The sequence below is a fragment of the Vagococcus sp. CY53-2 genome (genome assembly GCF_022604695.1).
In the GTDB taxonomy this organism is placed as follows: Bacteria; Bacillota; Bacilli; order Lactobacillales; family Vagococcaceae; genus Vagococcus.
Window position 1 is genome coordinate 140,921 of record NZ_JALAHP010000003.1, and the last position, 23,869, is coordinate 164,789.

A 23,869-nucleotide genomic window follows, 5' to 3' on the forward strand; every position below is an offset into this window, starting at 1 on the left:
TTGACGACCTCCTATGCCCACCACATGTCAGTTGGTTTATCATGAATCATAATTGACTTAAGATTCGTCACTGCACGTGAGAAACCTTCATCAATCGACATCAACGGGTCTTCGTGTTCGATACTTAACACATAATCGTAACCATATAAACGCAACGCGCTAACTATATCTGACCAATCTTGTAAACTATGACCACATCCTACTGATCTAAATGTCCATGCTCTTGATTGAACGTTTGTATAAGGTTGCATATCTGTCACACCATACATATTCATGTTATCTTGATCTAGGTAAGTATCTTTTGCATGAAAATGATGAATCGCATTTTCTTTTCCTAAAATTTTAATCGCACCAACTGGTTCAATTCCTTGCCACCATAAATGAGAAGGATCCAAATTACACCCAATATTGACCCCAGCTGCATCACGTAATTTCAACATAGTGTATGGTGTATGAGCTAAAAACCCACCATGAAGTTCAATCCCAATTTTCACTCCAGCTACTTGGCATTCGTGATTGATATCTTTCCAGTAAGGGATTAATTTAGTCTCCCACTGATAATGATAGATATCTGTGTAATCTGTTGGCCATGGTAAAACAGGCCAGTTCACAGATGTATCTGTTTCGTTTCCTCCACCAACACCAGAGAATCCATTTACCACTGGTACATTCATTAGAGATGCTAACTTAATTGTTTTTCTTAATAGTTCGTCCGCTTCTTTTGCTTCTGCAGGTGTTGGTGAAATAGGATTATGATGCGCACTAAAGGCACTAATTTCTAATCCTTTATCATTTAATTTTGCTTGGTATTCTTTTCGTTTATCACTACTGGCGAGTAACGCATCCACATCACAGTGCGCGCTTCCTGGAGAGCCACCTGTTCCAATCTCAACCATTTGTAACCCTTGCTCTGCTACTTTTTCAATCATCTCATCAAATGATAAATTGTTAAATAATGGGGTAAAAACGCCTAATTTCATGTTTGTTTCCTCCTTTTATAACTCTTCTAATGGTTCATGATGTCCATATGTTGGGTAGGTGCTATCAATTGGCTGACACCACTTCACTGCATTTTTAATCACTAGTTGAACTTGTTCGTTGTAATATGATGGATACGTTTCATGCCCAGGTTGGAAATAGAAAATTTTACCGTTTCCACGTCTAAACGTACAGCCACCTCTAAATACTTCGCCACCTTTATACCAATTCACAAAAATCAATTCATCAGGTGCTGGTATATCAAAATGTTCGCCATACATTTCTTCTTTTTCTAGTTCAATGTATTCACCAACCCCTTCTAGAATAGGATGACTAGGATTAACATTCCAAATACGACAGGTTTCATCTGCTTCACGCCACTTTAAATCACATGACGTTCCCATTAACGACATAAAAATTTTAGACATATGCCCTGAATGGAGTACAATCAATCCCATCCCTTGTAGGACACGTTGATGCACACGTTGAACAATTTCATCACTCACTTCATCATGAGCAATATGTCCCCACCAAACCAATACATCTGTGTTATTCAGTACACCTTCTGTTAAACCGTGTTCTGGTTCATCAAGTGTCGCTGTTTTAACGTCAAACTCTTCTTCTAAGAAAGAAGCTAATTGGTTATGAATGCCTTCTGGGTAAACTTTTTTTACCTCTTCATCTGTCTTTTCATGTCTGTATTCATTCCACACTGTTACGTGAATCATTTTTTCACCTACTTATTAAGATATACTGGCTCGCCAGTTTTTGAAGACTGGTAAATCGCTTCTAAAATTTCTGTGACAACTAAGGCTTGTTCTGGTAAAACAACTGGTTCTGTGTCATTTATAATTGCTTGTACCCAAGATTGTGCTTCTAAAAAAGCTGGGTCATTTCCTTCACCATCATAAAAATCAACGCCACCTGTTTCTAATTCAATGTGTTTTTCATATAGTAAACCATGATCCTCACCATTAATAGTCAAGCCATCAAACATATCTGCCCCACCTTTTGTGCCAGATAAACTGGTTTTGGCTTCTCCTATTTGACGACTATTTAATGCCCAACTTGATTCTAAAGAAATCGTTGCGCCATCTTCCATCGTAATAAAACCAAATGCTGAGTCTTCTACAGTAAATTTTTCTGGATCCCAAGGTCCCCATGCATTGGCTGCATTTTTTGTTGGTGACAGTTTATGATAGGTATTTCCTACCACATATTTCGGTTTATAATTATTCATCATCCACAAGGTTAAATCTAGTGCATGTGTCCCAATATCAATCAATGGACCTCCGCCTTGTGCCTCTTCATCAAGGAATACTCCCCAAGTTGGTACCGCACGGCGACGAATCGCATGTGCTTTTCCATAATAAATATCTCCCAACTCGCCTTCTTCACATACTTGATGTAAATAGTTAGCAGCTGTTGTAAAGCGATTTTGATATCCTATTGTTAATTTCTTTCCTGTTTCTTTCGCTGCTTCTAACATGGCTCTTGCTTCCTGACTTGTTTTAGCCATTGGTTTTTCACACATCACATGTTTATTCGCTTTCATTGCAGCGATGGAAATTCCCGCATGAGAATTATTTGGTGTACAAACGTGTACCACATCGATACTTTTATCTGCTAATAACTCATGATAATCTTGATACACAATTGCATCCATCGTCCCATACTCTACTTTTGCTTTTTCAGCACGTTCCACTATCACATCACAAAATGCGACCATTTCAACTTCTTCTACTTTGCTTAGTGCTGGCATATGTTTTCCATTAGCAATACCACCACAACCAATAATCCCTACTTTTAATGTCATAAAAAAACCTCCATCGTTTTCTTGTTGATAGATTCATCATACAAAAAAATGATAAGGTTTTCTTCCTGTTATTTTGGTCAATTATTCCCATATATTGTCTTATGGTATTTTAAAGGGGATAGTCCAACATGTTCTTTGAATACATGATGAAAGGTTTTAACACTATTAAATCCTGAACGTTCTGCCACTTCTATCATTGGAATATTTTCATGGGAAAGAATATATTTAGCTTGATTTAATCGGTACTCTGTCAGGAATTGACTAAAATTTTGCCCTGTATTTTTCTTAAAAAAACGTGAAAAATAATATGGGCTAAATCCTACATATTTGGCAACATCCTCTAGTGTAATCACCTCTTGAAAATGATTTTCTATGTAAATAAACACATCATTCAGTCTTTCTAACGTCTGTTTTTGATGGGTTGATTCAACAAAATTTCCTTCTTTGAGAGTACGATTTTTTTGAGGAATCTTACGATAATAGAAGACCAATAGTTGATGCAACAAACTTAATATAGCATAATCATAGCCCAACTTTTTTTGCTGTACTTCTTTAAATAATTTTTCTACAAGACTTCTCATCTCTTGCTCGACGTCGTTCCCCCAAAACCGACTAAGATTTTCCGCTTTTTCAAATAGCGTGACAATGTCTTTATAATCTGATTGATTTACTAAATAATTTTGAAAAACTGCTAAATCAAATTGATAAACAATCCGTGTACTGCCTGGTGAAGCTAAAAAATAATGAGATTCACCACTACCAAACATAAAAATTTCTCCCTCTTGTACTTGAAATAATTGATTATCATACCCAATATTGACTAGCCCTTTTGTCACATATATCATCTCAATTTCTTTGTGCCAATGTGGTGGTACAACAATCTCTCCTTGGTTTTCAAATGCCCTAAAAGGTAGGCTATTATCCCATTCTGGTATTTCTAAATATAAACTCATTATCTTCCCTCCCTAATTATCTCAAGTTGTCTTTCTTGTATTATATAAAAAAATCCACCAATATTCTAAAAAGAATGTGGTGAATTTTTTTATTAATAGTCTATGACACTTTCTCGTTCAATTAATTTGTGTGGAATAATCACTCTTTTTTTCAACTCATCCGGATAATTGACTTGGTTTAGACACTCCAGTACAGCTGACTTTGCTAGTTCACGTGTATTAATATCAACTGACGTAATATAAGGGTGAATTAATGTTGAAAAAATAGAATTATTAAAACTAATAACAGATACATCATCAGGAACTGTTAGACCAATCAATTGGATAAACTGAATCACTTTTAAAGCAAACATATCATCAATCGCAATGCATGCTGAGATTTTCCTTTCACTTAACAAGGTATCTAACTGAATAAATTCATTGCTTTTTTCTAAATCACATACCGGATAACAGGGTAAGTGATTATCTTTTAAACACATTTCATACCCATAAAAACGTTCCTTAAAGAAATTTTCAGTTGAATTATTTGTTACAAATAAAATATCCTTGTGTCCCTTATCAATAAGGTACTGTGTGACACTCCTACCTAGTAGCTGATTGTCATTATCAACACAGCTAGTGTCATTATAATAACGATATGGGTGTCCAATAATTGTAAATGGAATATTTTTCTCAATTAAAAAGTCTAAAATGAGGTCATTTTCTTTTACATACATCAAGATAAAAGAGTCCACTCGTCTTTGTAAATAAAGTAGTGTCACTGCTTCCAGTAATTCGGTTTCGTTATTACCTGATGCTATAGCAAGACTTACTTGATGTTTACTTGCTTCTTCATTCATTGCCGTAATCGCTTCTAAATAAAACGGCTCACTTGCTCGCTCTTTGGATTCAATAATTGGCAAGACTACCCCAATAGCATTAGATAGTTTACTAACTAAGTTTCTTGCTGAAATATTTGGAACATAGCCTAACTTATCCATCGCTTTTCTTACGCGCTCTTTGGTTTCTCCTGAAATACTTGGATGATCTTTCAAAACACGCGATACTGTTGAAGGGGCAACACCTACTTCTTTTGCAACATCTTTAATTGTAACTCCCATAATCTACTCTCCCATTAGTTATTCCATATCAATCGACACAACGACACCATAATGATCACTAATACATGGATAATTTTCTCCATCGAAGATAACATCATGCGACCTCACCTGACAAGGTTCAGAGGCAAATATATAATCTATTCTTAACTGTTCTTTCGTGTGTTTCCATCCATCAATCTCTTTTGGGATGGTGTAACGCCCACTTGGATGTTCGGCTAATTCAAATGTATCCACAAAGCTTTTCGTGACTAAATCATATGTTTCATTTTTAATCGTATCAGGGCCATTAAAATCTCCACATAGCAAGATGAAACCAGATAATTTATCTAAAAAGAGTTTGCTTAAAGTCCATTCATCTTGAAACCCTTGTTTCGTTTCTTCATTCCACCAAGAATAATGACTACTTGTTACAAATAGTTCTTTATCCTGCACTGTTAGCTTTGAACAAAGCATCATTCGTCGTGTTACATCTGTCTTCTTATCCACTGATGATACTAACACTGCTTGTGATTGTAAAGGTTTTTTTGATAAAATTGCCACACCTTCTTCATAGATACCATATCCCACATGACTATAAGTCCAACTCCAATGATACTCTTCCCCTAACTCAGCTAATCGTTTAACTAAGCATAAGGCATAATTATCCTGTTTAATGATTGTCTTTTCATTGATTGGTGGAACAAAATGAAGTGGATTTTCCTCTGGTAACGCATCAATTCGTTGATTGACTTCTTGTAAAGACACTCCATCTAACCCACTAGATATAATATAGTGCACCAGTATATCCATCTTTTCTTCAGTATCTTCTTCCATCCAACTATGTATATTTAGTGTTAACCACTTCATCTTTTTTTCCTCACTTTATAATGATACTTGACCAATTTTTTCTGATGATTTATGTTCACCAACAGTTGATAACTCGAGCGTTTTAATTTCTTGTGTATTTGTAAAAACTACTACAATCGTGGTACCCTTCCCTTCATTCTCAACTGTTTTCCAATCGACTGTTGCTAATAATTGACCCGCTTTTACAGTATCACCTTCTTTAACTGATACGTCAAATACTTGTTTAGTCATCTCTACAGTGTCTAGTCCCATATGTACTAACACTTCTAATCCTTCAGGTGTTAATAATCCTATGGCATGTTTTGTTGGAAAAATAGACTGAACCACACCAGATACTGGTGAAACCACTTGACTATTCGATGGTTTTACCGCAAAACCATCGCCCATCATTTTTTGCGAAAACACATCATCTGAAACAGTTTCTATCGAAATGACTTCTCCGTCTGCTACAGAAACAAATGGAATGGTAACATTTGTTTGAACAGTTGTTTGTTCGTTTGGCTCATTAATAACGGTATCAACAGTAAGAGAATCAATGTCAACCCCACTATCCAAAGCATCTTGCACATCAGATTTAATGACATCAGCTTTTGGTCCATAAATCGCCTGAACACCTTTATCTTTTATCACTAAACCAAGTGCTCCTGCTTTTTTCCATTCCTGTTCTGAGCCGACAAGTTCTGCATCTTTGACACTAACTCTTAAACGGGTCATACAAGCATCTACTTCAGAAATATTTGATTTTCCACCAAGTAGTTGGATGATTGATACAATTTGTGGAGAGATTCCTTCATAACTTCCTGATGAAGTTGGGTTATCTGACGTATCCACATCATAGTTTCCATTTCTACCTGGTGTTGCTAAATTAAATTTCTTGATCATAAATCCAGCAATAAAATAAGAAACAATAGCAAACACAATAATACAAATTACAAAGTTAATCAAATCTTGTGATAAACCTGCTTTAATGGCTAATGGTGTTCTTGTTAATAACTCAATATTTCCAAATGAATGGACGCGTAATGAGATGATGTCGGCCATCGCAAATGCCGCTCCTTGAATCACTGCATACACTAGATACAACGGAACGGCTGCAAACATAAACATGAATTCTAACGGTTCTGTAACACCGGTTAAAAATACTGCCAACGCTGCTGAGACGTACATTGATTTATATTGTTTTCTCTTATCACTATCCACATTTTTATACATCGCCAAAGTGAAGCCCATTAAAATACCTGATGCGCCAATCATTTGCCCTACTTTAAAACGAGCTGGTGTCCAATTTGATAACACATAATTATATTGTTCGATATTTCCAGCATTTTTTAAGTTAAATAAATCAGTTGCCCAAGCAAGCCATAGAGGATCTTGTCCGTAGACAAGCGTTCCAGCTTGTGCCCCAGATAAAATCTCATAGGTTCCACCTAACTGAGTATAGTTGATTGGTATGGTCAACATATGATGCAATCCAAATGGTAGTAATAATCTCTCAAGTGTTCCATATAAAAACGGTGCCAAAATTGGTGCAGATTCTTGTGATTGAGCAATCCACAAACCAAAATTATTAATGCCTGATTGAATAACTGGCCATACAATAGCTAAACCAATTGAAACAATCGTTGACCAAAGTATGACAACAAATGGAACAAAGCGCTTACCATTAAAGAATGATAATGCATCTGGTAATTTACGATAATTATAGTATTTATTGTAAGCCATCGCTCCGACAAATCCCGCAATAATTCCGACAAAAACACCCATATTTAATGCTGGTGCTTCAAGTACACTAGTGAAAAATCCTTTAACCATGATTTTAGTTCCAAATAATGTGTGAGTAAATGCTTCATCGTTTGTCAGCATTTCTGAAGTCACACCAAAAATTGAGCCAGTAATGCGATTAATCAAAATAAATGAAATACCTGCAGCAAAAGCTCCACCTGCACGTTCTTTAGCCCAACTACCACCAATTGCTAGTGCAAATAATAAATGAAGATTTCCAATAATTCCCCACCCTATATTTTCAATTACTCCACCTGTTGTTACTAAAAACGCCATATCTGGTGACATCATCGGAATCGTTTTTCCGATACTAATCATTAATCCAGCAGCAGGCATGACAGCTACCACAACCATTAATGCTTTTCCAAATTTTTGCCAAAACTCAAAACTTAGTAACTTTTTCATTGTACCTTACCTCTTTCTTAAATTAATCTTAAATGAAATCGTTTGCGTAATTCATATTATACGTATCAGTTTATGAAAAGTAAACACTTTTTTAAATCATAATTAAACAATATAAACAAAACATTTTTATTTTTATATTGCTTTCGCAATCGTTTGCGTATATCATGTAATTAACAACTTTAATCCATGGAGGGAATAGTATGACTCATTTAAAAAGACTGTTTGACATTAACCCATTTAAATTAACCACTCACTCATTACACAAAGAAGACATCCGTTTGCAAGAATCTTTAACAAGTATTGGAAATGGCTATATGGGATTAAGAGGAAACTTTGAAGAAGGTTTCTCAGGAGATAATCACAAAGGAACTTATTTGGCAGGTGTTTGGTATCCTGATAAAACACGTGTTGGTTGGTGGAAAAATGGTTACCCTGACTATTTTGGAAAAGTCATTAATGCAATTGATTTTATTGCTGTTGATATATATGTTAACAATCATAAAGTTGATTTAAATACGATAACACCTACAGATTTTTATCAAGAATTAGACATGCAACATGGCATTCTATCACGCCAGTTTACAGTAACTATTAACGATTGCACTGTTAAGTGTTCTTTCAAACGCTTGCTTAGCTTAACTATTAAAGAACTGGCTTTAGTTAACGTATCTGTCGAAATGTTAGAAGGTTCAGGCGAAATTACATTAGTCTCTAAATTAGATAACCATGTTCATAATGAAGATAGCAATTACGATGATATGTTTTGGGAACATAGACAAAGTGGTGAGAACTTTGTCACAGCGAAAACTATCAGCAACCCTTTTGGTATAGATGAATTCTGTGTGACAACGTTCATGCAAAATGATTTATCTCAACCAAACTTACCTACTAAAAAAGAATTCAAAGAGTTTGAAGCTTCAGAAATAATCACTACGACATTACAAACTGGCGATATCATCTCATTAGATAAAAAAGTGATTGTCGTTACAAGCCGAGATATTGCAGAAAATAATCAATTAGAGCATGCTAGAAATTTATTAAATCAAGTTAATAAAAATACTGTAGAAGAATTAATCTCTCAACATAAAAACGCTTGGTTAAAACGTTGGGAAGTAGCAGATGTGGTTATTACAGGTGATGACGAAGCTCAACAAGGTATTCGCTTCAATTTATTCCAATTATTTTCAACTTATTATGGTGAAGATGAACGCCTAAACATTGGCCCAAAAGGATTTACTGGTGAAAAATATGGCGGTGCTACTTATTGGGATACAGAGGCCTATGCTGTTCCACTTTATTTGTCCTTAGCAGAACCGAATGTAACGAAAAACTTATTAAAATATCGTCATAACCAGTTACCCCAAGCACAACATAACGCTAGACAACAAGGCTTACAAGGTGCTCTCTATCCAATGGTTACTTTCACAGGGGTTGAGTGCCATAATGAATGGGAAATCACCTTTGAAGAAATCCACCGAAACGGCGCTATTGCTTATGCTATTTATAATTACACAAACTATACTGGTGACACTTCTTACTTGAAACACGAAGGACTAGAAGTATTATCTGAAATTTCACGTTTTTGGGCTGACAGAGTTCATTTTTCTAAACGTCATGATGCTTACATGATTCATGGTGTTACTGGACCAAATGAATATGAAAATAATATTAATAATAACTGGTACACAAACTATATTGCACGCTGGGTATTAAGCTACACAATCGAAAATTATCAACTTTATAAAAACGATACAACTATATCCTTGTCTGAAGAAGAAATGGCACATTGGCAAGATATTATCGATAAAATGTATTTACCGAAAGATGAAGAACTTGGCATTTTTGTTCAACACGATACTTTTTTAGACAAGGATTTAATACCTGTCACTGATTTAGATAAAAAAGATGTTCCGTTGAATCAAAACTGGTCTTGGGATAAAATTTTACGCTCTTGTTTTATCAAACAAGCAGATGTACTACAAGGAATTTATTTCTTTAACGATCAATTTACTATTGAAGAAAAACGTAAAAACTTTGAATTTTATGAGCCAATGACCGTACATGAATCATCCCTTTCTCCATGTATCCATTCCATATTAGCTGCAGAATTAGGGATGGAAGAAAAAGCGGTAGAAATGTATCAACGAACTGCTAGACTAGACTTAGATAACTACAATAATGACACAGATGACGGGCTACATATCACATCAATGACTGGAAGTTGGTTGACCATTGTACAAGGCTTTGCACAGATGAAAGTTTTCAATGAATCACTTAGTTTTGCTCCTTTCTTACCAACAAAATGGGACAGTTATGCTTTCCATATAAACTATCGAGGTCGCCTACTTTATATCAGTGTATCAGACAACATTACCATTAATTTGTTAAATGGTGAACCTTTAGATGTCACAATTTATGGTAATAGGCACACACTAACCGACTCATTAACAGTTAAATTAATGACTAAAGGAGTGGAATAATATGTTTCAAGGAGTACTATTTGACTTAGATGGTGTCATCACAGATACGGCAGAATACCATTATAGAGCATGGAAAAGTTTAGCTCAGGAGTTAGGTATTGATATCGACCGAGAATTTAATGAACAATTAAAAGGTGTGAGTCGCGAAGATTCGCTAGACTTAATTTTGAAACACGGTAGCAAAAGGTCTAATATTGATGACGATACCTTTAAAGAGCTTGCTGCAAAAAAAAATGATGTTTACGTTGAGATGATACAATCTTTTTCAGAAGACGATATTTTTCCAGGAATTCTTCCCCTACTAAAAGAATTAAAGCAACATCATATAAAAATAGCCTTAGCCTCCGCCAGTAAAAATGGCCCATTATTATTAGAAAAAATGAAATTAACGAGTTATTTTGATGCTATTGTTGATCCTACTAGTGTGGCTTCTGGCAAACCTGCACCAGATATTTTTATCGCTGCTGCAAAAGCCATTGATTGTCCGATATCAAGTTGTATTGGGGTTGAAGACTCAAAAGCAGGTATTACAGCAATCAAAAAAAGTGGTGCTTTACCAATTGGTGTTGGTAACAGCCAAGATTTAGGCACAGACATCACACTAGTTTCAACAACTAACGACTTAACCTATGAGTTTTTAACAAAAAATTGGGTGGACTAATCTATAAAAGCTTCGAGCCATGGAATAACCCAAGGCTCGAAGCTTTTTTCTTTGTTATAAAACTTGTTCAAACCATCTATTTTGACGTAACGTTAAAGAAACTTATCTGCTCTTAAAGTCAACTTAACCTTTTAACTAGCTTAGTTATTTTATTCAAAAAAGCAGTTCCTTTATATCATATAAGCCATTTTGTTGGAAAATACCGCAATTTATACTTTTTAAACAATATGAGATATTATAAAATATGTATCATATGATAATATTTTATAATATCTCATATGGCTACAAGTCTTGTCAATCATGAAAAATTTACCTTATTCGGTAACGAAAATATTACTTTTAGTCTAATAAAACTAAAAATAATACGCATAAAAAATAGTCCAATACCTTTATTAGACTATTTATCATAATACAGTATTAACATTTATTGATACTTTTTACTAATTTCTTCAGGTAAAGTGCACAACATATTAATTTCCCAATATCTTTGTGCATCATTTATTATCTTTTTAACTTTTAATCTATCCCTACTTTGATTAAATTGGTCTAAAATACTATCCAATAATTCTAAATCACATAAACAATCCTCTTTAAATACAAGTAAAAATTGCATTAATACCATATTAGAAAGTTTATTTAAAGATATCGCTTCTTTCACACCTAGTATAACCTTACTATGAATATCATTTCTTCGGTACTCACTCCACTCATAGTTATCTCTTTCAAAATATTGACCATCATAAACTTTTAATATTCTCCTCAAGGATTCTTCTGTTAACATGTCCACTAAAATTTTTTGAACTTCTTCACAATCACTTTTGATTTGTGCATTAATAAAATAAGTTCCAGATTTATACACGATAATATCAGGATAACCATGTTTATCAAACTCTTTCCTAATTTGATAAATGGTTGTATGTAAGTTACTTCCGCCTCGCTCACCAGTCATATCTGGAAATAATATATCAACTAGATCATCTTTAGTCACCAACTCTTCTCTATAATGGAAAAGATAAAAAAATAATTCATATGCTTTCTTTGTACGAAGTAAAATACGTTCTCCTTTGTCATTAAGTAAACGCCCTCTGCCAAAACTATTTATATAAATACTTTTTTGTTCCACCATTATATACCCCTTTTTCATTGTAATATCTGGTAGTTTATCATATAGCATATGCATATAATCATCATATGTAATAATAATAAACTTTTAATAAAAAAATAATTGATATTTTACATTAAATATCATTTAAATATATTTGATAATAAAAAAGACAACTTTTCAAAAAAAGATGTCTTTTTTTATTTATTTATAAATTATTTCAAATTCTTCACATACTACTTCCATATTTGTTATATCTACTTCTTTATTATAGATATCTTTAAATAATGTTTGCCAAAAATTGTAATGAACTTGTTTCCAGTATTTAAGTGATAAATCCCCTTCTCCTTCTTTATAGGCATGTTCTGGTGTTACTTCACAAAATTTTGTCATATAGACTTTAGTTGTCATAAGGACTGCTACTGGATTTCCACTTCCATCTAACAACATATCATAATGATGATTAGATTTTGGTAACGCCTCGTTTTCCCAGTCATACTCAACTTTAGCACTAGCTGTTGCTGTCTTGGTACCATTTAGTACAAGCTTTGCTAATTCATCAGCCATTTCATCTGTAGCTCCAAATGACCAAGCTTCACTGAATATTGGATTTTCAATCGTTGTTTGACTAAGAAACTTTTGCCAAAAAGCAGCTTCTTTTTTATTCATGCGATTATCCTTATATGATTATTTTTTTGATTGGTTATGTGTCATTTCGTGTACTTTTTTAATCGTTGTCATCTTATGATTCCAACACTCTGTTGATAAATCAACTGGATATTTTTGAGGGTTTAAATTACGTTTGTATTCTTCCCACAATGAGTCTTGATTGTCTTTAGATAATTTTTTGATTTCTTCTAATGTGGGCAACTCATACACTCGATTACCGTCTATGTAGATATCTTGTAAAACTGGACGTGCTGTAAAGTTTTTCACTGTTTTATTAATATAAGTATGAACTGGGTGGAACATGTATAACTCTTCTTGATTTCGTGGATCTTCTGTCCAAAGTGTGATGTAATCTCCTTCAGATTTCCCATCTTTACCAGTAATTCGCCAAACTTGTTTTTTACCAGGTGTTGAAACTTTTTCTGCATTACTTGATAACTTGATTGTATCCACCATTTTTCCATCATCATTCTCAATAGAAACTATTTTATAAACCGCACCCAGCGCTGGTTGATCGTAAGCTGTAATGAGTTTTGTTCCGATCCCCCAAACATCAATTTTTGCCCGTTGCATTTTTAAATTTAGAATGGTCGATTCATCTAAATCATTTGATGCATAAATTTTAACATCTGGGTATCCTGCCTCATCTAACTGCTTTCTTACTTTTTTGGAGATATAAGCCATGTCTCCACTATCAATTCTAACACCAATAAAATTAATTTTATCACCCATTTCATTGGCTACTCGTATCGCACTAGGTACACCAGAACGTAATGTATCGTATGTATCAACTAAAAACACACAATCTTTATGCGTTTGAGCATACGCTTTAAACCCTTCATAATCATTTAAATACGATTGAATTAAACTATGAGCGTGTGTTCCTGCAATAGGTATACCAAACATTTTACCCGCTCTAACATTACTTGTTGAATCAAAACCGCCTATATAAGCTGCTCTAGTTCCCCAAATTGATGCATCAAGTTCCTGTGCTCGTCGTGTTCCAAATTCCATAATTAAATCATCGCCACATACTGCACGGATTCTCGCAGCTTTTGTCGCAATCAGTGTTTGATAGTTTATAATGTTGAGTACGGCCGTTTCTATCAATTGACATTGTGCAAGAGGTCCTTCTACTTGGAATATTGGTTCATTATTGAAAACTAATTCTCCCTCTAGAGCAGATCGTACTGTACACTTAAATTTAAATTCTTTTAAATAAGTTAAAAATTCCTCAGGGTAGGTTGTAACTCGTCTTAAATAGTCAATATCTGTATCAGAAAATACTAAATTATCAAGATAATCAATCACTCTTTCTAATCCTGCAAAAATAGCATACCCATTTTTAAATGGCATATCTCTAAAATAGCACTCAAATACAGCATGTCTATCATCACGTCCTAATTCCCAATATGTTTTCATCATATTTAATTGATATAAATCCGTGTGTAATGCCAAACTATCGTCATGTAATCGATTAATCATCATCTTCTCCAATTCTTTTTCCTTTTATTCTATCATTTACATTTTACGTCTTATAAACAAAATTCTCAACTTTTATCCTTTTGAGACAATAAAAAAAAGAGGAAGATTTCTCTTCCTCTCAATTATTAAAATAAATGATTATTTTAATGTAATTGAAGCGCCAACTTCTTCTAATTTAGCTTTGATTTCTTCAGCTTCTTCTTTAGATGCGCCTTCTTTAATTGGTGATGGAGCTCCATCAACTAATGCTTTAGCTTCTTTTAATCCTAAACCAGTTACTTCACGAACTGCTTTGATTACTTTAACTTTTGAATCTCCAGCAGAAGTTAATTCTACAGTAAATTCAGTTTGTTCAGCAGCAGATCCGCCTTCAGCAGCGCCACCAGCTACAGCTACAGGAGCAGCAGCAGATACACCAAATTCTTCTTCAATAGCTTTAACTAAATCATTTAATTCTAAAATAGTTGATTCTTTTAAATCAGCAATAATTTGTTCAACGTTTAATGCCATGTTGTTTTCCTCCATTTTAAATCTTTCGATTATTTAATTTTTATTTTTTAATAAACTAAGCTGCTATTAAGCAACTTCTTCTTCTTTTTCTGCCACAGCTTTGACTGCATAAGCCACGTTTCTGACAGGAGCTTGAAGTACAGATAGTAACATAGAAAGTAAGCCTTCGCGACTTGGTAGTTTTGCCAAAGCAATGATTTCTTCTTTAGAAGAAACATTTCCTTCGATAATGCCACCTTTAATTTCTAGCGCTTCTGCTTCTTTTGCAAAATCATTCATGATTTTAGCAGGTGCAACAACGTCTTCGTTACTGAATGCTACAGCAGTAGGTCCAAAGAATACATCTTCCATACCTTCTAATCCAGCTTTTTCAGCGGCACGACGTAAGATACCATTTTTGATAACTTTCATCTCAACGTTTGCATCACGTAATTGTTTACGTAAGTTAGTTACTTCTTCTACAGTTAAACCACGATAATCCACTACAACAACAGATGCAGCTTCTTTTAGTTTAGCAGAAATCACTTCAACTTCTTGTGCTTTTTTTGCAATTGATGCTTCACTCATTTATTTTCACCTCCGTTAATTAATAGATGGTGGAATTTTTTATACAAAAAAACTCCATGCCACCGTTGACATAGAGGGACTATTGATTGTATTAATCATTGTCCTCGGTAGGAAATTAAGGTTCTAGAACCACCTACTGTCTTCGGCATAATATTTTAACCTAGATAACTATAACATCTACAGTTATCTAGGTCAACTGTTTTTATTAATTAGAATGAAAATTTATCAACTTTAATACCAGGTCCAAAAGTTGTTGTAATTGTTAAGTTTTGAATATAAGTTCCTTTAGTAGCAGCTGGTTTAGCTTTTACGATAACATCATTTAACGCTTCAAAGTTTTCAATTAATTTAGCATCATCAAATGATACTTTACCAATTGGGACATGAATATTCCCTTGTTTGTCTACACGGTAAGTTACTTTACCTGCTTTAACTTCTTCAACAGCTTTTGTTACGTCCATAGTAACTGTTCCTGTTTTAGGGTTAGGCATTAATCCTTTAGGTCCTAATACACGTCCTAATTGACCAACTTGCGCCATCATGTCTGGAGTAGCTACGACTACGTCAAAACCAAACCATCCACCTTTAATTTTTTCTACCATGTCAGCTTCACCAACAAAGTCAGCTCCAGCAGCTTCTGCTTCTTTAGCTTTTTCACCTTTAGCGAAAACTAATACAGATTGAGTTTTACCAGTTCCATTAGGTAATACCATAGCTCCACGTATTTGTTGATCAGCTTTTTTAGGGTCTACATTTAGACGGTAAGCAACTTCTACAGTTGCGTCGAATTTAGCAATGTTTGTTTCTTTAGCTAAAGCTACTGCTTCTGCTACAGAGTATTCTTTTGTTACATCTACTTTTTTCAATGCTTCTTGCATTTTTTTACTTTTCTTAGCCATTTTGTTTCCTCCTTGATTGTGGTTATAACGGTTGTACCTCCCACGTATTTATATTTTTCAATATAAATTCGACTGAGAAGCTACTTCAAGACTCGCTGTAGAAGTTTACTCTACAGTGATACCCATGCTTCGTGCAGTACCTTCTACCATGCGCATAGCTGCTTCAATATCAGCTGCGTTTAGGTCTTGCATTTTAGTTTCAGCGATTTCTTTTACTTGATCTTTAGTAACAGTTGCTACTTTTTTAGAGTTAGGCTCTCCTGAACCTTTTTCAATGTTAGCTGCTTTTTTAAGTAAAACTGCAGCTGGTGGTGTTTTTGTAATAAATGTAAATGAACGGTCTTCATATACAGAAATTACAACTGGAATAATTAAACCAGCTTGATCTGCTGTACGAGCGTTGAATTCTTTTGTGAATCCCATAATGTTAATACCCGCTTGACCTAACGCTGGACCTACCGGTGGAGCTGGTGTTGCTTTCCCTGCAGGAATTTGTAATTTAACTAATTTTTCAACTTTCTTTGCCACGAGACATACCTCCTTAAGTCCGTGATGTGGTTTAATGGAGATGTAAATTTCTCCTCCCACACTGTAAATAAAAAAGAAATACGTGTATTACACGCACCTTCATATTATACTATCATTTTTAAAATAATCAATACTCTTTTTTATATTTTTACTTTTTTGCAAGTTGCTACTATATTATACGCATGATATAGTAACAGTACTTAATTTATAGCAAAAGGAGGAACCGTTCAAAATGATTCGTTTTGCAGAAAAAAAAGATGCTAGCCAAGCCATCGACTTAGTGATGATCGTTCTAAGAGATATGGAATTAGATATCTTCGATAAATTACCTGAGGATGAGGTAAAAAATTTACTCGTTACTGGTTTTATAGAAAAGCCAACCCATCGTTACGGTTACAAAAATGCATTGGTAAAAGAAATTAATGGTGAAGTCGCTGGTGTGGCTTTTGGCTACCCACAACATTTAGAAAAAAATATTGATGAAGGATTCTTTGACATTCTAGAACAACACAACTTACCAATAGAAAAATATCGTTTATTTACTGAAAAAGAAGCCTTTGATAATGAATGGTATTTGGATACATTAGTAACCTCTCCTAATCATCGTGGTAAAGGTGTCGCAAAAGAGTTGCTTAACTCTCTTTCTGAATTAGCGACACAATCAAATCTTTCTACTATAGGTTTGAATTGTGATTTAGTTAATGACAATGCCAAAAGAATTTATTTGAACAATGGTTTTGAAAAATCAGGTGAAATTGATATTGCCGGTCATAGATACGAGCATTTACAGAAACATATTTAGCCAAAATTATAAAACCTCGATTATTCGAAAAAATAATCGAGGTTTTATTTGCTTTTTCTTGTATAAGGATATATAATTTAAACATGAACAAACATTCATATGATTGCCCACTTATATAAAAAGGAGTTGAACCACATGTCACAATCACAACATGCCGTTGACCATAATCATGAAAAATGTAGCCACGCACATAATCACAATCATGGTAATCTACCAGTCGTTCTATTCTTTCTAGGTTTCGCAACATTTCTGATTAGTTTATTTTTACCAGTTGGCACTTTAAAAACCATTCTTTCCGTTTCAACTATTGTTCTTTCTGGGTATCACATTATGATTGAGGGTTTTGAAGATACCATTAAAGAAACCAAACGACTTAAAAAATTTATGCCAAATGTCCATGTTTTAATGTCCCTTGCAGCAATCGGTGCAGTACTTATCGGAGATTATACCGAGGGGGCTCTTCTAATTCTTATCTTTGCTGCCGCTCACTTTTTAGAACATTATGTGGAAAATAAAAGTAAAAAAGAAATTACTTCTTTAATGAAAATGAATCCAACTGATGCTAAATTAATACTTTCAGACGGTTCTACTAAGACAGTAGATATTGCTCAACTAAAAATTGGCGATCATTTGAAAGTATTAAATGGGGAACAAATTCCAACTGACGGAATCATTCTAACTGGATACACATCAATTGATGAATCATCAATCAACGGTGAAAGTATTCCTGCTGAAAAAACAGTTGGTGATAATGTTTTTGGTAGTACAATCAATGGTGATGGAACTATTACAATGGTTGTAACAAAAGATAGTACAGACACTGTATTTGCTAAAATTTTACAGTTAGTCAATGAATCTCAATCAAACCTATCTAAAACTGCCACAAAGATTAAACGTTTAGAACCCAAATATGTCACGAGTGTTATGGTTCTTGTATTCTTATACATTGTATTAATGCCACTTGTTTTCAATATGGCTTGGTATGATAGTTTTTACAAAGGCATGGTATTCTTAACAGTTGCTTCGCCTTGTGCCCTTGCTGCGAGTGATATTCCAGCGACACTATCTGCCATTTCAAACTTAGCTAAACGCGGAGTTCTATTCAAAGGCGGCTCTTACCTTTCAAACCTTTCAGAAATTAAAGCTATCGCATTTGATAAAACTGGTACATTAACCGAAGGAAAACCAAAAGTCACTGATGTTCACTTTATTGATCACATCACAAACGAAGAAACATTCTATACTGATTTAATTATAGCCATGGAAAAACAAGCCAATCATCCATTAGCTAATGCGATTGTCGAATCAATTGAAATAGTTAATGACATTCCATTAACTATTGAAAATCAAATTGGGAAAGGACTCGTATCAACTTATAAAGGACATACATACAAAATCGGGAAAGCTTCTCAATTTACTAACGTATCTTCTGACATTGAATCATTTGAAAGAAAATATGCTGAAGAAGGAAAAACAGTCGTACTATTTTCTGAAGATGATGTGGTCATTGGCTTAATCGCCATGATGGACTTACCAAATCCAAAAGCACAACAACTTGTTGCATATTTCAAAGAACATAATATTCACACTACAATGATCACCGGTGATGCTGAACGTACTGGTCGTGCTGTAGCAAATACACTTAAAATTGACGAAGTTGCAGGAAATGTTCTACCTGAAAACAAATCACAAATTGTTAGCTCACTTCAAGACAAATATGGTTTAACAGCCATGGTTGGTGATGGGATCAATGATGCACCAGCTCTTGTAAAAGCTGATATTGGTGTGGCTATGGGTGATGGAACGGACGTTGCCATTGATGTAGCAGATGTTGTTTTAATGCAAAACGACTTAGACAAACTAGGTTACGCTTATCGTCTATCTAAAAAATTAGATAAAGTGGTTAAACAAAACATTATTTTCTCTATGGGTGTTGTCGCATTACTTGTTGTATTAAATATTTTTGGTCAAATGAACTTACCTATTGGTATTTTAGCCCATGAAGGATCTACATTAGTTGTCTTATTTAATGGATTAAGACTTTTAACACCACTTAAAAATTAAAATATATCATTATATTCAGGAGAGAGACTAAATTCTATCTCCTGTTTTTTTGTATCGCCGATTGTAAAATTAAGCTAGACAACCAAAGAAAACAAGGAAAGTGATCACAATAGTTTAAATAATTGGTTTAAAAAAATTTCCATGCCATCTATTTAAATCAATCAGCAAGCTAAATAATATTGATATTTATTTTGCCAATTCAGGAACACCCTAAAAAAGACTTAAACGAACTCTTTAATGGGTTATTACGCAAAGATAGATTACCTAATCAAATTGATTTCAATGGAGTTAAGGAATCTTTTATCCAATCTATCGCATCTAAAAGAAATAATATCCCTAGAAAATCATTAAACTATAAAACACCATTGGAAGTATTTTTGAGTTATATAGATAATGATATTTTGTCTAGCTTAATTTGACAAATAAAAAAAATAAAAAATAGCACTTAAAAAGTACTATTTTCTTATTATTCGTTATCTTTTTTTTCTTCTTCAGTGACTGGTTCTTCAACCACTTCAACTTCAGTTACTTCAACTTCTGACGTATTATCCTCTATAGGTTCATTAGATGTAGGTGCTGCAGGTGCTTTAACTGTTTTAATTGCTCCTCGTTCAAATTCTAAATAGATTCCTTCACAATCAAGAGTCACTGTGCCTTTTTCTTTATCTACTTCATGAACGATTCCGTATAGTCCACCAATAGTCACAACTTCACTACCAGGTTGCATACTATCTAATAATTGTTGACGTTGAGCTTGTTGTTTCTTTTGAGAACGACTCATAAAAAACATCATTCCACCCATCACTAATATCAATGGTATCAATGTTTGCATAACTTAGTTCACCTCTTTCTTATTTCACTCAACTATAACTGTAACAAATTTTTAATTATTTAACTACAAAAATTCTATAAATTTTAGAAATTCTTGGCATTTTCTTTATTAAAGCCATACTCTTCAAAAAACGCTTGTCTAAATTCTAATAAGTTATCATCCATAATAGCTTGTCTGACTTGTTTCATGGTATTTAATAAGAAATACAAGTTATGATAAGACGTCAAACGAATACCGAATGTTTCATCACATTTAATGAGATGACGAATGTAAGCTCGTGTGTAATTGCGACAAGTGTAGCAATCACATTTCTCATCAATTGGACGATAGTCTTCTGCGTATTTTGCATTTTTAACGACCAAACGTCCTTGACTTGTCATACATGTTCCGTTTCTTGCAATACGTGTTGGTAACACACAATCAAACATATCAACTCCACGAATTACGCCATCAATTAATGAGTCTGGCGTTCCAACACCCATTAAGTAACGAGGTTTATTTTCTGGAATCAGTGGTGTTGTGTATTCAAGCACTTTGTTCATCTCTTCTTTAGGTTCTCCTACTGACAATCCCCCGATAGAATAACCAGGGAAGTCTAAGCTAACTAATTCACGCGCACTTTGTTCACGCAAATCTTTGTACCCAGCTCCTTGAATAATACCAAATAGTCCTTGTCTATCAGGATTTTGATGAGCTTTTAGTCCACGTTCAGCCCAACGTGATGTTCTCTCAATAGATTTTTTCACGTAGTCATGACTTTCTTGGAATGGTGGACACTCATCAAAACTCATCATGATATCTGGTCCTAATTTATTTTGAATTTGAATAGCTTTTTCTGGTGATAAAAACATCTTAGAACCATTTAGGTGGTTTCTAAAATGAACACCAGATTCTTCAATTTGTCGCATATCTGATAATGACCAGACCTGGAATCCTCCAGAATCGGTTAAAATTCCTTGGTCCCAGTTCATAAATTTATGTAGTCCACCTGCACCTTCTACAATGTCCTCACCAGGGCGTAACCATAGATGATAGGTATTACTTAAAATAATTCCGGCACCCATCTCTTTTAATTCTTCCGGTGCCATTGTCTTTACAGTGGCAAGTGTTCCAACAGGCATAAACATTGGCGTTGGGAATGTTCCATGAGGGGTAATAATTTCACCTAGTCGTGCGCCAGTATGTTTTTCTTTTTTTATCAATCGGTATTTAATTGCTGGTTCTGTCATGTCTTTTCTCTCTTTCTTTATTTAACAAACATCGCATCGCCAAAGCTAAAGAAGCGATATTTTTCTTTTACAGCATGCTCATAGGCATTAAGGACGTTGTCTTTTCCGGCAAACGCACTGACTAACATAATCAATGTTGACATTGGTAAGTGGAAATTAGTTAAAAACGCATCGACTATTTTAAACTCATAACCTGGTTTAATAAATATATCTGTCCAACCGTTGTCTTCTTGTAATTTTCCATCAAACTTTGTCCCAATGGTTTCAAGTGTTCTGATAGATGTTGTTCCAACTGCTACAACTTTTCCACCTTGTTCTTTGACTTCATTCAATGTGTCTGCCGAATCTTTAGTTAAACGATAAAACTCACTATGCATTTTATGATTTTCCACATCATCCACACTGACTGGTCTAAATGTTCCAAGTCCAACGTGAAGGGTTAAATATACTAATTTAACCCCTTTATCTTCAATTTTTTTCAAGACATCTGGTGTGAAATGTAACCCAGCTGTTGGAGCGGCTGCTGACCCATTTTCTTTCGCATAAACGGTTTGATAGCGATCGTTATCACTTAGTCTCTCTTTGATATATGGTGGCAATGGCATTTCACCAAGTGACTCCAAAATCTCTAAAAAGACACCATCATAAGAAAAAGTAATCATGCGACCACCATGTTCTAGTTCTTCCTCAACGACTGCTTTTAATGCCCCATTTCCAAATGAAATCACGGTACCTTTTTTGGCACGTTTGGCTGGTTTAATTAAGGTTTCCCATGTGTCACCTGTTGTATTCGTTAACAATAAAACTTCTAAATGACCACCTGTATCAGGTTTTTCTCCGTGAAGCCTTGCAGGAAGAACTCTTGTATCATTCATAACAAGAGCATCTCCTTCATTTAATTCATCTATAATTGCAGGAAATTGCGTGTCCTCAATTGCTCCATTTTTCGAATCTAATATTAATAACTTTGATGCCGCACGATTTTCTAGTGGTGTTTGTGCGATTAACTCTTCTGGTAAATCAAAATCAAAGTCAGAGGTTTTTAATGTCATATCCTCACCTATTTCCTTTCTGTTCTATCTCCTGTTGTATTTTAACACTTTTACTCTTAAATAAAAACAGTCAAGATAGCTTAACTATTTTGATTATAAGGATAACCTAAATGTTGATACGCGTATTCTGTCACAACACGTCCTCGTTGTGTGCGTTTGATGAACCCTTTCTGTATAAGGTAAGGTTCATACATATCTTCTACTGTTTCACGTTCTTCGCTGATATTTACAGAAATGGTCGTTAATCCAACTGGTCCACCATTGTATAACTCAATCATCGCACGAAGCAATTTCTGATCGACATAATCTAATCCTTTATCATCGACTTGGAGCATTTTTAATGCATCATCAGCAATTTGTTTTGTGACTACACCTTCCCCTGTGACTTGAGCAAAATCTCTCACACGTTTTAATAAACGATTGGCAATACGCGGCGTGCCACGTGAACGTCTAGCAATTTCATACGCACCACTTTCCTCTATCACCACATCAAAAATATCTGACGAGCGAATAACAATTTCTTTCAAATCAGCTTCATCATAGTATTCCATATGACAAATAATCCCAAAGCGATCTCTCAAAGGTGCTGATAACATACCAGCTCGTGTCGTTGCCCCTACCAAAGTAAATGGAGGCAACTCAAAATGAACAGGATGAGAAGTAGGCCCTTGTCCTATCATAATATCGACATAAAAATCTTCCATAGCTGAGTACAAAAGTTCTTCCGCCACACGTGGTAAACGATGAATTTCATCAATAAATAACACGTCCCCTGGTTCTAACTCATTTAGTATTGCCACTAAATCTCCTGGTTTTTCAATGGCTGGTCCACTCGTTGTTTTAATGCTGACATCCATTTCATTTGCTATCACCATAGCCATCGTTGTTTTTCCTAATCCCGGTGGTCCATAGAGTAAGACATGGTCAAGTGCTTCATTTCGTTGTTTGGCTGCCTTGATGTAAATTGTCAATTCATCTTTCACTTTTTGTTGACCAATGTATTGCGATAATCGTGTTGGCCTAAGCGACTTTTCTACCATTTCTTCCGCGTCTAATGTTTCAGAAGAGACAAGTCTTTCTTCTTGTTCTGACATCTTCTTTACCATCCC

The 23,869-nt window shown here is 34.5% G+C and carries 22 protein-coding genes, 1 pseudogene and 1 other annotated feature; of the genes and pseudogenes, 5 read left to right on the forward strand and 18 right to left on the reverse strand.

Going from position 1 to position 23,869, the window contains the following annotated elements:
• Positions 1-11 precede the first annotated feature (11 nt).
• From MN581_RS06580 to MN581_RS06610, 7 genes are all read right to left on the reverse strand, one after another.
• On the reverse strand, positions 12-980 hold the full coding sequence (locus tag MN581_RS06580) for a sugar phosphate isomerase/epimerase (protein WP_241699455.1): 969 nt from the start codon (positions 978-980) through the stop codon (positions 12-14).
• A 15-nt stretch (positions 981-995) separates the two neighbouring features.
• Positions 996-1,706: a ThuA domain-containing protein gene (locus tag MN581_RS06585; RefSeq protein ID WP_117973301.1), complete on the reverse strand. Its 711-nt coding sequence runs from the start codon at positions 1,704-1,706 to the stop codon at positions 996-998.
• Between the two features lie 8 nt (positions 1,707-1,714).
• Entirely contained in the window at positions 1,715-2,794 is a 1,080-nt protein-coding gene (locus MN581_RS06590; protein ID WP_241699456.1) for a Gfo/Idh/MocA family oxidoreductase, read from the reverse strand.
• Between the two features lie 77 nt (positions 2,795-2,871).
• On the reverse strand, positions 2,872-3,747 hold the full coding sequence (locus MN581_RS06595; protein ID WP_241699457.1) for an AraC family transcriptional regulator: 876 nt from the start codon (positions 3,745-3,747) through the stop codon (positions 2,872-2,874).
• A 92-nt stretch (positions 3,748-3,839) separates the two neighbouring features.
• Complete coding sequence (locus MN581_RS06600) at positions 3,840-4,847, reverse strand: LacI family DNA-binding transcriptional regulator (RefSeq protein WP_117973304.1); 1,008 nt, start codon at positions 4,845-4,847, stop codon at positions 3,840-3,842.
• Positions 4,848-4,865: 18 nt separating this feature from the next.
• Positions 4,866-5,693, reverse strand: coding sequence for an endonuclease/exonuclease/phosphatase family protein (locus MN581_RS06605; protein WP_071457512.1), 828 nt, complete (start codon positions 5,691-5,693; stop codon positions 4,866-4,868).
• A gap of 15 nt (positions 5,694-5,708) precedes the next feature.
• On the reverse strand, positions 5,709-7,880 hold the full coding sequence (locus MN581_RS06610; protein WP_241699458.1) for a PTS transporter subunit IIBC: 2,172 nt from the start codon (positions 7,878-7,880) through the stop codon (positions 5,709-5,711).
• A 200-nt stretch (positions 7,881-8,080) separates the two neighbouring features.
• On the opposite strand from MN581_RS06610, the gene MN581_RS06615 reads away from it, so the two are divergent.
• Both MN581_RS06615 and pgmB read left to right on the forward strand, forming a co-directional pair.
• A complete protein-coding gene (locus MN581_RS06615) occupies positions 8,081-10,360 on the forward strand; it encodes a glycoside hydrolase family 65 protein (RefSeq protein ID WP_241699459.1) in 2,280 nt (759 codons plus the stop codon).
• Between the two features lies 1 nt (position 10,361).
• Positions 10,362-11,021 carry a beta-phosphoglucomutase gene (gene pgmB, locus MN581_RS06620; protein WP_241699460.1) on the forward strand — a complete coding sequence of 220 codons (660 nt, stop codon included), beginning with the start codon at positions 10,362-10,364 and terminating at the stop codon, positions 11,019-11,021.
• Between the two features lie 424 nt (positions 11,022-11,445).
• Here pgmB and MN581_RS06625 read toward each other — a convergent pair whose 3' ends face one another.
• The 7 genes from MN581_RS06625 to rplK all read right to left on the reverse strand — a co-directional run bounded on the left by MN581_RS06625 (position 11,446) and on the right by rplK (position 16,781).
• Positions 11,446-12,144 carry a hypothetical protein gene (locus tag MN581_RS06625; RefSeq protein ID WP_241699461.1) on the reverse strand — a complete coding sequence of 233 codons (699 nt, stop codon included), beginning with the start codon at positions 12,142-12,144 and terminating at the stop codon, positions 11,446-11,448.
• A gap of 183 nt (positions 12,145-12,327) precedes the next feature.
• Positions 12,328-12,792, reverse strand: a complete 465-nt coding sequence (locus MN581_RS06630; protein ID WP_241699462.1) for an ASCH domain-containing protein — start codon at positions 12,790-12,792, stop codon at positions 12,328-12,330.
• A gap of 18 nt (positions 12,793-12,810) precedes the next feature.
• Positions 12,811-14,277, reverse strand: a complete 1,467-nt coding sequence (locus tag MN581_RS06635) for a nicotinate phosphoribosyltransferase (protein WP_117973310.1) — start codon at positions 14,275-14,277, stop codon at positions 12,811-12,813.
• 138 nt (positions 14,278-14,415) lie between these two features.
• On the reverse strand, positions 14,416-14,787 hold the full coding sequence (rplL, locus tag MN581_RS06640) for a 50S ribosomal protein L7/L12 (protein ID WP_117973311.1): 372 nt from the start codon (positions 14,785-14,787) through the stop codon (positions 14,416-14,418).
• A gap of 66 nt (positions 14,788-14,853) precedes the next feature.
• A complete protein-coding gene (gene rplJ / locus MN581_RS06645; RefSeq protein ID WP_117973312.1) occupies positions 14,854-15,354 on the reverse strand; it encodes a 50S ribosomal protein L10 in 501 nt (166 codons plus the stop codon).
• Between the two features lie 36 nt (positions 15,355-15,390).
• Positions 15,391-15,518, reverse strand: a sequence feature (ribosomal protein L10 leader region).
• A 45-nt stretch (positions 15,519-15,563) separates the two neighbouring features.
• On the reverse strand, positions 15,564-16,253 hold the full coding sequence (gene rplA / locus MN581_RS06650; RefSeq protein ID WP_241699463.1) for a 50S ribosomal protein L1: 690 nt from the start codon (positions 16,251-16,253) through the stop codon (positions 15,564-15,566).
• Between the two features lie 105 nt (positions 16,254-16,358).
• Positions 16,359-16,781 (reverse strand): 50S ribosomal protein L11, encoded by a 423-nt coding sequence (gene rplK, locus MN581_RS06655; protein WP_071457521.1) that lies wholly within the window; start codon positions 16,779-16,781, stop codon positions 16,359-16,361.
• A gap of 232 nt (positions 16,782-17,013) precedes the next feature.
• Here rplK and MN581_RS06660 point away from each other — a divergent pair, with 232 nt between their 5' ends.
• From MN581_RS06660 to MN581_RS06670, 3 genes and pseudogenes are all read left to right on the forward strand, one after another.
• Entirely contained in the window at positions 17,014-17,583 is a 570-nt protein-coding gene (locus MN581_RS06660; protein ID WP_117973314.1) for a GNAT family N-acetyltransferase, read from the forward strand.
• Positions 17,584-17,718: 135 nt separating this feature from the next.
• On the forward strand, positions 17,719-19,647 hold the full coding sequence (locus MN581_RS06665) for a heavy metal translocating P-type ATPase (protein WP_241699464.1): 1,929 nt from the start codon (positions 17,719-17,721) through the stop codon (positions 19,645-19,647).
• Positions 19,648-19,798: 151 nt separating this feature from the next.
• Positions 19,799-20,066 (forward strand): annotated as a pseudogene (locus MN581_RS06670) (IS30 family transposase); the annotation flags it as partial.
• 47 nt (positions 20,067-20,113) lie between these two features.
• Here the strand turns inward: MN581_RS06670 and yajC are convergent.
• The 4 genes from yajC to ruvB all read right to left on the reverse strand — a co-directional run bounded on the left by yajC (position 20,114) and on the right by ruvB (position 23,854).
• Positions 20,114-20,479 carry a preprotein translocase subunit YajC gene (gene yajC / locus MN581_RS06675; RefSeq protein ID WP_117973316.1) on the reverse strand — a complete coding sequence of 122 codons (366 nt, stop codon included), beginning with the start codon at positions 20,477-20,479 and terminating at the stop codon, positions 20,114-20,116.
• 83 nt (positions 20,480-20,562) lie between these two features.
• Entirely contained in the window at positions 20,563-21,708 is a 1,146-nt protein-coding gene (gene tgt, locus MN581_RS06680; protein ID WP_117973317.1) for a tRNA guanosine(34) transglycosylase Tgt, read from the reverse strand.
• 17 nt (positions 21,709-21,725) lie between these two features.
• Positions 21,726-22,760 carry a tRNA preQ1(34) S-adenosylmethionine ribosyltransferase-isomerase QueA gene (gene queA, locus MN581_RS06685; protein ID WP_241699465.1) on the reverse strand — a complete coding sequence of 345 codons (1,035 nt, stop codon included), beginning with the start codon at positions 22,758-22,760 and terminating at the stop codon, positions 21,726-21,728.
• An 80-nt stretch (positions 22,761-22,840) separates the two neighbouring features.
• Positions 22,841-23,854, reverse strand: coding sequence for a Holliday junction branch migration DNA helicase RuvB (gene ruvB, locus MN581_RS06690; RefSeq protein ID WP_241699466.1), 1,014 nt, complete (start codon positions 23,852-23,854; stop codon positions 22,841-22,843).
• Positions 23,855-23,869: the final 15 nt, after the last annotated feature.

Bases quoted from the DNA above. Each gene is read 5' to 3' on its own strand.
- MN581_RS06580 (WP_241699455.1), bottom strand. From the start codon at position 980: ATGAAATTAGGCGTTTTTACCCCATTATTTAACAATTTATCATTTGAT.
- MN581_RS06585 (WP_117973301.1), bottom strand. From the start codon at position 1,706: ATGATTCACGTAACAGTGTGGAATGAATACAGACATGAAAAGACAGAT.
- MN581_RS06590 (WP_241699456.1), bottom strand. From the start codon at position 2,794: ATGACATTAAAAGTAGGGATTATTGGTTGTGGTGGTATTGCTAATGGA.
- MN581_RS06595 (WP_241699457.1), bottom strand. From the start codon at position 3,747: ATGAGTTTATATTTAGAAATACCAGAATGGGATAATAGCCTACCTTTT.
- MN581_RS06600 (WP_117973304.1), bottom strand. From the start codon at position 4,847: ATGGGAGTTACAATTAAAGATGTTGCAAAAGAAGTAGGTGTTGCCCCT.
- MN581_RS06605 (WP_071457512.1), bottom strand. From the start codon at position 5,693: ATGAAGTGGTTAACACTAAATATACATAGTTGGATGGAAGAAGATACT.
- MN581_RS06610 (WP_241699458.1), bottom strand. From the start codon at position 7,880: ATGAAAAAGTTACTAAGTTTTGAGTTTTGGCAAAAATTTGGAAAAGCA.
- MN581_RS06615 (WP_241699459.1), top strand. From the start codon at position 8,081: ATGACTCATTTAAAAAGACTGTTTGACATTAACCCATTTAAATTAACC.
- pgmB (WP_241699460.1), top strand. From the start codon at position 10,362: ATGTTTCAAGGAGTACTATTTGACTTAGATGGTGTCATCACAGATACG.
- MN581_RS06630 (WP_241699462.1), bottom strand. From the start codon at position 12,792: ATGAATAAAAAAGAAGCTGCTTTTTGGCAAAAGTTTCTTAGTCAAACA.
- MN581_RS06635 (WP_117973310.1), bottom strand. From the start codon at position 14,277: ATGATTAATCGATTACATGACGATAGTTTGGCATTACACACGGATTTA.
- rplL (WP_117973311.1), bottom strand. From the start codon at position 14,787: ATGGCATTAAACGTTGAACAAATTATTGCTGATTTAAAAGAATCAACT.
- rplJ (WP_117973312.1), bottom strand. From the start codon at position 15,354: ATGAGTGAAGCATCAATTGCAAAAAAAGCACAAGAAGTTGAAGTGATT.
- rplA (WP_241699463.1), bottom strand. From the start codon at position 16,253: ATGGCTAAGAAAAGTAAAAAAATGCAAGAAGCATTGAAAAAAGTAGAT.
- MN581_RS06660 (WP_117973314.1), top strand. From the start codon at position 17,014: ATGATTCGTTTTGCAGAAAAAAAAGATGCTAGCCAAGCCATCGACTTA.
- MN581_RS06665 (WP_241699464.1), top strand. From the start codon at position 17,719: ATGTCACAATCACAACATGCCGTTGACCATAATCATGAAAAATGTAGC.
- yajC (WP_117973316.1), bottom strand. From the start codon at position 20,479: ATGCAAACATTGATACCATTGATATTAGTGATGGGTGGAATGATGTTT.
- tgt (WP_117973317.1), bottom strand. From the start codon at position 21,708: ATGACAGAACCAGCAATTAAATACCGATTGATAAAAAAAGAAAAACAT.
- queA (WP_241699465.1), bottom strand. From the start codon at position 22,760: ATGACATTAAAAACCTCTGACTTTGATTTTGATTTACCAGAAGAGTTA.
- ruvB (WP_241699466.1), bottom strand. From the start codon at position 23,854: ATGTCAGAACAAGAAGAAAGACTTGTCTCTTCTGAAACATTAGACGCG.